Raw genomic sequence first — 11,414 nt, forward strand, 5'->3', positions numbered from 1 at the left:
CGTGAAACCGTCCGTTCGGCGCCCCGCGTCGAAGGCGGTCTTGCGTCCGTACCTTCCAGCTGCCTGACCGCCGTACCCTGGCGGTCGCTTGAAAGCGAAATCGCAGCATGGGACCGCCTTGCCGACAGCGCGGCAGAGCCCAACCCCTTCTACGAAAGCTGGTATCTCCTCCCTTCGCTGCACCACCTGCCGCGGACCGAAGGTGTGACGATCCTTCGTTACGAACACGATGGCAAGCTGGCCGGACTGCTGCCGATCGCGCGCTCTGCCCGCTATTACCGCTGGCCGGTGCCGCAAGTGTCGAGCTGGCTGCATGAGAATTGCTTCTGCGGTGTTCCGCTCGTCGCCAAAGGAGCGGAAATCCCCTTCTGGCAGGCCGTGCTTCGCTGGGCCGATGCGCATCCGGGCTCCGCGCTTTTCATGCATTTGCGTGGTATGGTGCTGGGCGGGCCACTGCATGTCGCACTTGAACAGGTTGCCGTGCAGCAGGTTCGCCAGCTGGAAATCGTACATGGTGAGGCTCGCGCGATGCTCGCTTCGCAAGATACGCCTCAAGGTTATCTGGAAGCCGCGCTCTCGGGCAAGAAGCGCAAGGAACTGCGCCGTCAGGCCAGCCGGCTGGCCGAGGCGGGCGAAGTCAGCTTCGAACACCGCAGTGACGCGATAGGCATAGGCAGCTGGTGCGCTGACTTTCTGGCACTGGAAGCGGCAGGCTGGAAGGGCAAGGCGGGGTCGGCCCTCGCCAGTTCCGAAGGCACCGCACGCCTGTTTCGCGAAAGCATGGCCGGCGCGGCGGACAAAGGGCGACTGGAACGGCTCTCGCTGACGCTGGACGGTCGGCCGATTGCCATGCTGGCAACCTTCCTCACACCGCCGGGCGCCTATTCATACAAGACCGCGTTCGATGAGGATTGCGCGCGTTTTTCGCCGGGCGTCCTGCTTCAACGCGAAAACCTGCGTATGCTGGAACGGTCCGATATCGCCTGGACCGACAGTTGCGCTGCCACCGACCATCCGATGATCGACCATCTCTGGCGTGAACGTCGGCAGATCGGGCGTTTGTCGATCGCCATCGGCGGAGCCTTGCGGCGCGCCGCATTCCGCCAGTTCGTGCGTGCCGAAACCGCGCGCCATCCCGCCGGACCCAGCCAATGAACGCACCACCGCCTGTCATCTCCGCCCCGGTTTTCCCGCAGGACGCATGTGCGACTTTCGCTGCGAACTACCCGGAAGTTCCGCACAAGCTGACGCACGCCCTGGGCGCGCACCCGCTGATGGAACTGGAGGCGCTCGCCCGGCTGGCAGAGGGTCTGCCGCCAGGCTCGGTGGAATACAACGCCAGCGACCAGCCCATCGGCGTGGAGGGCAAGCCTGCACCCACCGGCATTCCCATCGGCGCGACTATCCGCCAGATCAAGACGGCGAAGTCCTGGGCGGTGCTCAAGAATGTTGAGCAGGACCCCGCCTATGCCGCCCTGCTCTCCGAACTGCTGGCCGAATTGCGCCCCGCCATCGAAGCGCGGACCGGGCGCATGCTGAGAACGCAGGCGTTCATCTTCGTAACCAGCGCGGGCGGCGTCACGCCCTATCACTTCGATCCAGAGCACAACATACTGATGCAGGTGCGCGGGTCGAAAGTGATGACGCAGTTCCCGGCAGGCGATCCCGCCTATGCACCAGACGAAGTGCACGAGACCTACCACACAGGCGGCGGCAGGGAGCTGAAATGGCGCGATGAACTGCTTGTCGGTGCCCGTGAGTACCCTTTGAGTGCCGCTGAGGCCCTTTATGTGCCGGTCATGGCGCCGCATTTCGTGCGCAACGGGCCGGAACCGTCCGTCTCGCTGTCGATCACATGGCGTTCGGAGTGGAGCTTTGCGGAAGCCGACGCGCGTGCCTTCAATCACCTGCTGCGGCGCTGCGGACTGGCTCCGAAACCGCCGAAACGCTGGCCTTCGCACAATCGGGCAAAGGCGATCGGCTGGCGGATCGCCCGAAAACTAGGGCTGTAACAACGCCGATGATCGACTGAACCGATTACAGAAGCGACACAGGCAAGTTTATTATTGCGAATAAATCGCATTAGAAGAGTCTCGAAAGGACCGATCAATGCCCCGTGATTTCGCAAAAACCGCCAGTTTCCTTGCTCTCCACCTGATCGTCGGCTTCACCGTCGCCTATCTCGTCACGGGCTCAGCAGCAATGGCGGGCGGCATCGCCCTGATAGAACCGATGGTGAATGCCGTGGTCTTCTTCTTCCACGAACGCGCCTGGAACGGCAGCACCTCGTTAACCGTCCTCTTCACTCACCGCCATGCGATGGGATGATAAGAAGCGCGAAATTCCGTCATTTCACCCGTTGGGATGATAGAAATCGTAGATCGTCTGCGCCACTGCCACGCTGACGCCGGGGGCCCGCCGTAAGTCCTCCAGACTGGCCGCCCTTACCTTTCCTGCCGTGCCGAAATGCAGCAACAGCGCGCGCTTGCGGGCGGGACCGATGCCCGGAATCTCATCCAGCGGGCTGGCGGTGATAGCGCGGCTGCGCTTGGCCCGGTGAGCGCCGATGACGAACCGGTGAACTTCGTCCCGCAGGCGCTGGAGGTGGAACAGTACCGGCGAATTGACCGGCAGCATCTTTTCCCGCCCGTCAGGGAAATGAAACACTTCGCGCCCTTCGCGCCCGTGATGCGGGCCCTTGGCGATAGCGATCAGGTTGACGTCCTCGATCCCGAGTTCCTCCAGCGCATCCTTCACCGCGTTCATCTGCCCCTTGCCGCCGTCGATCAGGACAAGGTCCGGCCAGGTGCCGCCGGTACGCTCGGGATCTTCTTCCTGTACCCGGCCGAAGCGGCGGGTCATGACCTCACGCATCATCGCGTAGTCATCGTCGGTCTGGGCGCTCTTGATGTTGAACTTTCGGTACTGGCTGGTCTGAAAGCCCTCCGGCCCGGCCACGACCATCGCGCCGAGCGCCTTGGTCCCCGAAATATGGCTGTTGTCGTAGATTTCCACGCGCTGCGGCAGGTCCGGAAGTTCGAGGAAATCGGCCATTTCCCGCCAGACCTTGGCCTGCGTTCCACGTTCTGCAAGCCGGCGGTCGAGCGCCTCCACCGCGTTGCGCGTGGCCTGCATCATGAGGTTGCGACGATTACCGCGCTGAGGCACGGAGATCTCCACCTTGCCGCCCGCACTTTCACGCAGGGCCTCGGCGATGAGGTCGGCCTCAGGCAGTTCGCGGTCTACAAGGATGCATCGCGCAGGCGGCACTTCCTCGTAGAACTGGGCGAGGAACGCCTGCATCACTTCCTCTTCGCTCAACCCTTCGGTGTGGGTGGGGAAGAAAGCGCGATGCCCCCAGTTCTGGCCGCCGCGGATGAAAAACGCCTGCACACCGATCTGGCCGCCCTTGCCCGCCATCGCGAAGATGTCCGCGTTGTCGAGCCCCTCGGCGTTGATCGCCTGGCTACCCTGGATGAAGGTGGCTGCGCGCAGACGATCGCGCAGCATGGCCGCTCGCTCGAAGTCGAGGTTTTCCGCAGCCTCGGCCATCTGTGCCTCGATCTTGCGCTGAACGGAGTTCGAGCGACCGCCGAGGAAATCCTTCGCCTCCTGCACCAGTTCGGCATAGCCGGCTTCGTCGATACGATCGACGCAAGGAGCCGAACACCGCTTGATCTGATAGAGCAGGCACGGCCGGTCGCGGCGGGCGAAGAAGCTGTCGGTGCAACTGCGCAGCAGGAACAACTTTTGCAGTGCATTGATCGTGGTGTTCACCGACCCGGCACTGGCGAAGGGGCCATAATAATTGCCCTTCATCCGCCGTGCACCGCGATGTTTCATTATCCGCGGAAATTCGTGATCGGTGCGCAACAGGATGAACGGAAATGACTTATCGTCCCGCAGCAGCACGTTGTACGCGGGCCGGAAGCGCTTGATCAGCTGCGCTTCCAGCAGCAGCGCCTCGGCTTCCGAATTGGTCGTCACGATCGTCATCGAGCGGGTCTGGCTGACCATGCGCTGCAGACGGCCCGGCAGGCGTTCCCACTGGGTATAGTTGGCGACACGGTTGCGCAGCACCCGCGCCTTGCCGACGTAGAGCACATCGCCGCGCGCATCCTGCATGCGGTAGACGCCGGGCTTGGCCGGAAGCGTCCGCACGGTGTCGCGGATCACTTCAACACCGGCCTGAAGGTCGGGCTGGTCGGAGCCGCGCACGATCGATGTCGCCCGTTCCTCGTTGAAACGTTCGAGACGGTTGGGCTGCTCGGGAGTGCCGGCTGGTGTTCTCGCCATGTTCGTGCAGATAGGACAGGACGGGCCGGATCGGTAGTCCCCGCCCCGCCCTATCCTCAGGATCAGAACATCTTGCGGAAATCGATCCCCAGCACACGGCCCTGCGGTTCACGGTATGCGCGCTGGTAGGCGATGGGTGTGACGCCGTTCTGATCGGTCACTTTCTGCCGTGAATCCAGCATGTTGTCGGCCACCAGCGACAAACGCGCGCCCTTAAGGAACGGCATTTTGGCTACCAGCGCTTCGTTGCGACCAAGGTCTGCGAACAGGCGCAGCGACACATCGAAAGTGCTGCCAAAGCGCAGATCCTGACTGCCCGGCGCCCCAGACCCGTCAACGCGGGCTGGCGCATTCCATTCGGCCTTGAGGCGCAGCCCGTAGCCATTCTTGAACAGGCCACCCTCCGCCTCGATGGTGTGGCGCGGCGTGCCACCTGCCGAGGTCGAATCGCCGTTCAGCTGGTCCAGCACCGGCACGCCCGGCGCGATCAGGATCGTGTCTGTGAAGCGCCATGTATGGTAGACGGACAGGTTCCAGCGACTGCCGTTGCGCCCACCCGGAGGCCCAAATCCGCCGCCGGGAGGACCACCGGGGCCACCGGGACCATCTGCCCCGCGACCACCCGCTTCGGATCGAGTGCCGCCGGCACCGCCCGCGTTTGCGGACATGGGGGGCGGACCGCCGAACGCGCCGGGCGGCGGGAACATCGACGGCTGATCGCCCTGTGCCTGGCTTCCGGCCGCAGCAGGCGCAGCCGAACTGCAGAAACGTTCGCGCAGTTCGGCGAGCCTGGAGGGATCGACCTTGCCGTCCGCGCTCATGATGCGTTCGCGCATCCGGTCAGGCAGACTGGCAATGTCCGGCGGACCGCTGCCGCCTGCGCAAAGAGCGGTTCGGATACGCTCGAAGCGTTCCGGGTCCATGGGGCCGCGCCCTTCGCCCGGCGATGCTCCGTTACCGGGGGTGCTCCCCGCACCTTCAGCCGAGCAGGCGCGCTGCCTGAACTCGGCCAGCTTGGCCGGATCGATTTTTCCGTCCTCACCCGAAAGGCGATTGCGCAGTCCATCGGGAAGCGTGGCAGGGTCCGGAGCGGCGGCACCCGGCGCGCATAGCGTCGCACGGCTCGCCGCGAAACGCGAAGGATCAAAGCCCGGACGTGCGGCTCCCGAAGACTGCCCGCCAAGGGATTGTCCACCAGCCATCGGCCCGTTGGGCCCGGTCACCGACTGTACCGGCTCTGCGCCGGCACGGACGGATGAAGGTCTTGCCGAACCACCGCCTGACGCCGGGGAAGCGCCACCAAGGCTGCCGGAAATGTTGAACCCCCAGCGCATCGAGGAAGATTTCACTTCATCGAACGTGACCGCGCGCCGGTCGATGCGCGTCAGATTGCCGTCAGCGTCGCGCGTCACCCGGTCGGGAAACGCGCTTTCGATCGCCGGTGTCAGCAGAGGGAATGACTGCGTCACGTCGCTTGACCGGTTACGGAAATATTCGACGATCAGGTTGGAGCGCTGCATGAACGGCAGTTTCCATTGCGCCGATATCTTCCAGTCGCGCTGCGTTTCCTTCTTCAGATCGGGATTGCCGCCAGTCACCGTGGTGACAAGCGCAGTACGCGAATTGGCGAAGTCGTAGACGGCAACGTTGTACGTCTCGATCATCGGCGCGGCGAGCTGCGTCAGCTTGGGCGCGGCTTCGTCCACGATATAGCTGGCCTGCAGCATCAGGTTTTCGGTGGGCGACCAGGTTATGCCTGCGCTCCAGTCCTTCAGCGTGCCGAAGTCCGAAAGGTGGTCCAGCCCGCCGCTGAAGTTCAGCGTGATGTCGCCTACCGCGCCGAGGAAATCCTCACCTTTGCTCGTCAGCGGCAGAGCAAGATTCACACCGCCAAGCACGTCGCCGCGCTTGAGGGTGATATCCCCCAGCGTGGTCCGCGTATCCTTGCTGGCCGAACGGTCGTAGTCGTAACCGCCCTTGACCGTAAGGTTCGCTTCGCCCGCAGGCATCCGGAAGGGCTTTCCGGACAGGGTCACCAGGTTCGACAAGGTAAGCTGACGGGTCGTGGCCACATCAACGCCCGCGCCCGGCACATCCGGCAACGCCCCGCTGATCGAAAGCGTGCCCGATGCCACCGCCGCCTGCAGATCGCCGTACTGATCCTCGCCCCTGCGCCTGTCGACGCGGGTGCTGGTGTCCGTATAGGTGGCGTTCGCGGTGGCGCTCAGCTGCCAGTCGCCAACCATCGTGCTGTAGCCGAACCCGCCTTCGAAGGTATCGCTGATGGAACGGTTGGTAAGCGGGTCCGGCAGCGTGCGGCGCAGCGTCTGCCCATCATAGGTCAGCGGCACCGTATCGAGCCCCGAACTCGACAGCGTGTTGGAGCGGGTATAGCCGCCGGTCACGGTGATCGCGCCGGCCAGCCCTTTTTCGCCCAGCCCCTGCGTCATCGAGCCTTCAAGCGTCAGTTCATGGTCCTGCGCGGCAAGGCTTCGGTAGCGCGCGGGATCGGGATCGCCCGCAACCTGCGATGTGCGCGATTCCTCCTGGGTGATGCCGCGTTCGGCCTCGGTCAGCATGCTTGTGTTGTCGAGCTTGCCGTTGATGTTGTAGCGGCGCGGCCCTGCGATCTTGAACAGACCGCCCTCCAGCTCGTAATTGTCGTAGCCGCCGCGCGTCGGGCGATTGTATTCGCCCGACGTCGTCACTGCCTGGAACTGATCCTTGAGGATGATATTGACGACGCGCTGGTTCGCGGAATAGCCAAACCGCAGCGCCACTTCCTCGGGCAGCACTTCCACCCGGCGGATCGCTTCGGGCGGGATGCCGCGCATTTCGCGGAAGCTGGAGATTCGCTGGCCGTTAAGCAGCATCACCGGCCGCCCGTCTCCACGCCCGCGCCCGCTGCCGGTCTGAGGGCTGATCGCTTCGAGCAGTTCCTCGATCGAACTCACGCCGTAAGAGGCGATGTCGTTCTCGTCGAAGACCTCGATCGGCTTTTGCGGCACGTCGATGGAGCCGATGATACGTGGCGCGGTGACGAGAATCTCGTCGCCGTGAACCTCCATCGGGTTATCAGGATCGGTATCGTCATCCTTGATGACCGGCGCAGTCGGCGCATCGGCCGCCCATGCCGGAACCGGCATGGCAAGGCACGCCACAAGGCTGATCAGTGGTAAGGAACGCAAGTGCAGTCTCCGCCAAGGTGCATTTGTCTGATAGTGATGTGTCCCTTCCCCTCGTCCGCTATTGCCTTGGCCTCTTGCGGACCACAAGCGGGGGCGCGGTATCATTTTGTCGCAGTCATCTTGCGGGCGGATGAACCGGCGGTCGGCACCATCATACGAGTGGTCGCGAAGGCCTTGCAGCCGGTGCCGTCCCTGCTGCATCAGCGGTATCACGGCCACACGAATGCCAAAAATACCGCAAAGGCTTCCATTTTTGCGGAGTCGTGGCTATGTCGCGCGCCGATGACACACCAGAACAACGGAAACTGATCGCCGATGGCGAAAGAAGAACTCCTCGAAATGCGCGGCCGCGTGGTCGAACTTCTCCCCAACGCGATGTTTCGCGTAGAGCTGGAGAACGGCCACGAGATCCTCGGCCACACCGCAGGCAAGATGCGCAAGAACCGCATCCGCGTGCTGGTCGGCGACGAAGTGCTCTGCGAGCTGACCCCCTACGATCTCACCAAGGGTCGTATCACCTACCGCTTCATGCCCGGCCGTGGTGGCCCCGGCCAGTTCGGATCCTGATCTGAGCGCCGACTTGAACGTTGTAGACGTGTCGGCGGGGCATGATGCCCCCCGGCTTATTCTCGCCTCCGCAAGTCCCAGACGCCGCGAACTGCTTTCCCGTATCGGGATGAGCGACTTCGCGGTGGAGGCTGCGGATATCGACGAGACACCGCACGAGCGCGAAGTTCCGCGCGAATACGCACGCCGCATGGCGCGGGAAAAGGCGCTGGCCCTTCCCGTCTGCGACGCCTTCGTACTCGCCGGAGACACTGTGGTGGCCTGCGGCCGCCGCGTGCTGCCCAAGGCCGAAGACGAGGCAACGGCCCGCGAATGCCTTGCCCTGCTGTCCGGCAGGCGCCACCGCGTTTTGTCGGCAATAGCGCTGCGCGCCCCTGACGGATCCGTTCGCGAACGCCTGAGCGAAACGATCGTGCGCTTCAAACAGCTGTCGAAAGACGAAGTCGAAGCCTACATCGGCGGCGGCGAATGGGAGGGCAAGGCCGGAGGCTACGCCATCCAGGGCAGCGCCGAAGGGTTGATTGCGTGGATTTCCGGCAGTCATTCCGGCGTCGTCGGCCTCCCCCTGTTCGAGACGCGCGCGCTCCTGAAGGGCGCCGGCTTCCCCATTGGCTGAATGGCTGATCGAGGACGGGATCGGCGAAACACGCGCGATCCTCGTCGATAGCGGCCGCATTCTCGAAGCAAGACTCGACTGGCCGGGCCACCTTTCAGCAGGCGAAATCGCAGACGCCACCCTCGTATCACGACGCGCCGGTTCGTCGCGCGGGACCGTCCGGTTCAATTCGGGCGAGGAAGCGCTGGTCGACGGACTGCCGAAATCAGCCAGCGAAGGCGCACGTCAAAGGGTGATCGTCACCCGCGCCGCCATTGCCGAGACCGGCCGTCACAAGCTGGCCCAGACCCGTGCAAGCGATATGGCGCCCCGCCCTGCTCCCACGCTTGCCGAAGCGCTGCGCCCCGATGGCTATGCGGTGAGGAAGGTCCGTCGTTTTCCCGATGACCCCTGGCCGGAAATCATCGCCGAAGCCATCGACGGCATCATCGCTTTCGACGGCGGATCACTCGTCGTGACGCCAACTCCGGCAATGACCCTGATCGACATCGACGGCGCACTTCCACCCGCCGCACTGGCGCTTGCCGCCGTGCCGGCGATTGCCGATGCGATCGGGCGGCTTGATCTGGCTGGTTCCATCGGCATCGATTTCCCCTCGCTCGAACGCAAGGAAGACCGCCGTGCAGTGGATGAGGCGTTGGCCCATGCACTGGATCACTGGCCGCACCAGCATACTGCGATGAACGGCTTCGGCTTCGTGCAACTCGTCGCAAGACTGGAGCGGCCGTCGATCCCCCAGCGTGTTCGCGCTACGCCGGCCGCCACCGCAGCGCGGCTTCTGCTGCGTAACGCCGAAGCGGTGATGGAGCCCGGCGCGCTGTTGCTCAGCGCACACCCCGCCGTGCGCGCCGCCACTGCCGAAGCATGGGTGTCGGAACTGGCGCGGCGCACGGGACGCATGATCCGCTGGCACGAAGACCGCACGCTTGCGCTTACGGCCGGATTCGCGCAGGCCGTTCCCTTATGACCCTTTCCGAACGCAAATGCCCGATCTGCCGCAAGCCGCGCGTCACCGAATTCACCCCATTCTGCTCAAAGCGCTGCCGCGACCGTGACCTGCTGCAATGGCTGGATGACGGCTACGCCCTGCCTGGTCAGCCCCACGATCCGGAAGACTTCGCAGGGCACGAAAAAAGTAATCCACAGGACGATTGAAATTTCTTCGTCATTTAGGGCTTGCCAAGGTCGGCGCGCTTCTTCATAGGCCCGCCCACACCGCTCGCCGGTCTCTTCCAGAGGCCCCGCCGAACGAGTGCCCGAGTAGCTCAGTTGGTAGAGCATGCGACTGAAAATCGCAGTGTCGGTGGTTCGAATCCGCCCTCGGGCACCACTTCCTTTCCAGTGGTGCAATCCTGACAAATTTTGCTTGATCGGCATACTTTCAGCCGTTTTTTCCTGCCGGATTGCCATGCGGCTCTGATCTTTAGTCGCAAATTGTCGCATCTGAGAAAAGGACGCTTGCGGGCGCACCGCTTTGCTGAATAGGACAAGGCACCCTCCAACAAGGCGTGCGACTTGAACAGCTTCCCCACTTATGCCCTCCGCCGGGCCTCCTCCTGGCGCTGGCCGCTACTGCTCGTTGCCGGAGCGTCGCTGGCCGCATGCTCCGGCGAATCGTCCAAGGGGCAACAGCAGCGCACTGCCGAGGTCGGCTACATCGTCGCGCAGACCAGCAGCGTCCCGCTCGCGGCGACACTCAGCGGCCGCACGGTCGCGTTCGAGACGTCCGAGGTTCGCCCGCAGGTTACCGGCGTCATCAAGCGGCGCTTCTTTACAGAAGGCAGCACGGTCAAGGCAGGGCAGCCCCTGTTCGAGATCGACCCCAGCCTTTACCGCGCCGCGGTCAATCAGGCTCAGGCCAACCTCGCCAGCGCGCGCGCCACGGCTGACGCGGCCTCGGTAAAGGCGGATCGTTATCGCCCGCTTGCCGACATGGAGGCCATCGCCAAGCAGGACTATACCGACGCCCTGGCGGAATCGCGCACGGCCAAGGCTGCAATCGCGCAGAACGCCGCCGCGCTCGATACGGCAAAGATCAATTTACGCTTCACCACCGTTCCCGCCCCCATCAGCGGCAAGATCGGTCGCCAGCTGTTCACCGTGGGCGCGCTCGTCAGCGCCACGCAGACCGATCCGCTGGCGATCATCCAGCGCATGGACCCGATCTATGTCGACATGCAGCAGTCCGCTGCCGAACTGACCTCCCTTCGCCGACGGCTGGCCGAGGGCGGCGTCACCCCCGGCAGCACCGAAGTGCATCTGATGCTGGATGGAGGCACCCGCTATCCGCTTTCGGGCACTGTGCAGTTCTCGGAAGTGACGGTTGACCAGACCACCGGCACGGTCACCCTGCGCGCGCGCTTCCCGAATCCGGATGGCCTGCTGCTGCCCGGCATGTTCGTGACCGCGATGTTCGATCAGGCTTCGGACCCCAATGCCTTCCTTGTCCCGCAGAACTCCGTGCAGCGCGACTTCGACGGCAGCGCCTTTGTCATGCTCGTCGGCGCCGACAACAAGGCGCAGCGCCGCAAGGTGACGGCCGACCGCACCTACAATGAGTTCGCGGTCATCACTGGCGGGCTCAGGAAAGGCGACAAGGTTATCGTTCAGGGCCTCAACGGGCTGCGGCAGGGGGCACCCATCAAGCCTGTGCCCAGCGCCACGTCGCAAAAGGTCGAACCGCGCAAGGAAGGCCAGGAAGCCGGCGCAGAGATGGGCCAGTCCGGCCACAAGCGCGGCTGACCTTC

General features: G+C 64.1%; 10 protein-coding genes and 1 tRNA gene. 9 read left to right on the forward strand and 2 right to left on the reverse strand.

Annotated features, from left to right (window positions below):
• Positions 1–63: 63 nt before the first annotated feature.
• From A8V01_RS09660 to A8V01_RS09670, 3 genes are all read left to right on the forward strand, one after another.
• A complete protein-coding gene (locus A8V01_RS09660; RefSeq protein WP_425437307.1) occupies positions 64–1,155 on the forward strand; it encodes a GNAT family N-acetyltransferase in 1,092 nt (363 codons plus the stop codon).
• Positions 1,152–2,012: a cupin domain-containing protein gene (locus A8V01_RS09665; RefSeq protein WP_103095640.1), complete on the forward strand. Its 861-nt coding sequence runs from the start codon at positions 1,152–1,154 to the stop codon at positions 2,010–2,012. Before A8V01_RS09660 ends, A8V01_RS09665 begins: the two co-directional genes overlap by 4 nt.
• 97 nt (positions 2,013–2,109) lie before the next feature.
• Positions 2,110–2,328 (forward strand): DUF2061 domain-containing protein, encoded by a 219-nt coding sequence (locus A8V01_RS09670; protein ID WP_103095641.1) that lies wholly within the window; start codon positions 2,110–2,112, stop codon positions 2,326–2,328.
• Positions 2,329–2,352: 24 nt separating this feature from the next.
• Here the strand turns inward: A8V01_RS09670 and uvrC are convergent, their stop codons facing one another.
• Together uvrC and A8V01_RS28560 are read right to left on the reverse strand one after the other, a co-directional pair.
• Positions 2,353–4,296, reverse strand: a complete 1,944-nt coding sequence (gene uvrC, locus A8V01_RS09675) for an excinuclease ABC subunit UvrC (protein ID WP_103095642.1) — start codon at positions 4,294–4,296, stop codon at positions 2,353–2,355.
• Between the two features lie 62 nt (positions 4,297–4,358).
• Positions 4,359–7,484 (reverse strand): TonB-dependent receptor domain-containing protein, encoded by a 3,126-nt coding sequence (locus A8V01_RS28560; RefSeq protein WP_170065885.1) that lies wholly within the window; start codon positions 7,482–7,484, stop codon positions 4,359–4,361.
• Positions 7,485–7,799: 315 nt separating this feature from the next.
• On the opposite strand from A8V01_RS28560, the gene infA reads away from it, so the two are divergent.
• From infA to A8V01_RS09710, 6 genes are all read left to right on the forward strand, one after another.
• The gene (infA, locus tag A8V01_RS09685) at positions 7,800–8,051 is read left to right on the forward strand and encodes a translation initiation factor IF-1 (RefSeq protein ID WP_008832182.1); all 252 of its coding nucleotides are present in this window, start codon (positions 7,800–7,802) and stop codon (positions 8,049–8,051) included.
• Between the two features lie 13 nt (positions 8,052–8,064).
• Positions 8,065–8,667: a Maf family protein gene (locus tag A8V01_RS09690; RefSeq protein ID WP_245892402.1), complete on the forward strand. Its 603-nt coding sequence runs from the start codon at positions 8,065–8,067 to the stop codon at positions 8,665–8,667.
• Positions 8,660–9,634 (forward strand): ribonuclease E/G, encoded by a 975-nt coding sequence (locus A8V01_RS09695; RefSeq protein WP_103095643.1) that lies wholly within the window; start codon positions 8,660–8,662, stop codon positions 9,632–9,634. The genes A8V01_RS09690 and A8V01_RS09695 overlap by 8 nt, the downstream gene beginning before the upstream one ends.
• Positions 9,631–9,822 carry a DNA gyrase inhibitor YacG gene (locus tag A8V01_RS09700; protein ID WP_103095644.1) on the forward strand — a complete coding sequence of 64 codons (192 nt, stop codon included), beginning with the start codon at positions 9,631–9,633 and terminating at the stop codon, positions 9,820–9,822. The genes A8V01_RS09695 and A8V01_RS09700 overlap by 4 nt, the downstream gene beginning before the upstream one ends.
• 99 nt (positions 9,823–9,921) lie before the next feature.
• A tRNA-Phe gene (locus tag A8V01_RS09705) sits at positions 9,922–9,997 on the forward strand.
• Positions 9,998–10,182: 185 nt separating this feature from the next.
• On the forward strand, positions 10,183–11,409 hold the full coding sequence (locus tag A8V01_RS09710; RefSeq protein ID WP_103095645.1) for an efflux RND transporter periplasmic adaptor subunit: 1,227 nt from the start codon (positions 10,183–10,185) through the stop codon (positions 11,407–11,409).
• Positions 11,410–11,414 lie beyond the last annotated feature (5 nt).

The organism is Novosphingobium guangzhouense (genome assembly GCF_002896965.1).
Taxonomy (GTDB): Bacteria; Pseudomonadota; Alphaproteobacteria; order Sphingomonadales; family Sphingomonadaceae; genus Novosphingobium; species Novosphingobium guangzhouense.

Excerpts from the sequence above, each read along its gene's own strand:
- A8V01_RS09665 (WP_103095640.1), top strand. The coding sequence starts at position 1,152 with ATGAACGCACCACCGCCTGTCATCTCCGCCCCGGTTTTCCCGCAGGAC.
- A8V01_RS09670 (WP_103095641.1), top strand. The coding sequence starts at position 2,110 with ATGCCCCGTGATTTCGCAAAAACCGCCAGTTTCCTTGCTCTCCACCTG.
- uvrC (WP_103095642.1), bottom strand. The coding sequence starts at position 4,296 with ATGGCGAGAACACCAGCCGGCACTCCCGAGCAGCCCAACCGTCTCGAA.
- infA (WP_008832182.1), top strand. The coding sequence starts at position 7,800 with ATGGCGAAAGAAGAACTCCTCGAAATGCGCGGCCGCGTGGTCGAACTT.
- A8V01_RS09700 (WP_103095644.1), top strand. The coding sequence starts at position 9,631 with ATGACCCTTTCCGAACGCAAATGCCCGATCTGCCGCAAGCCGCGCGTC.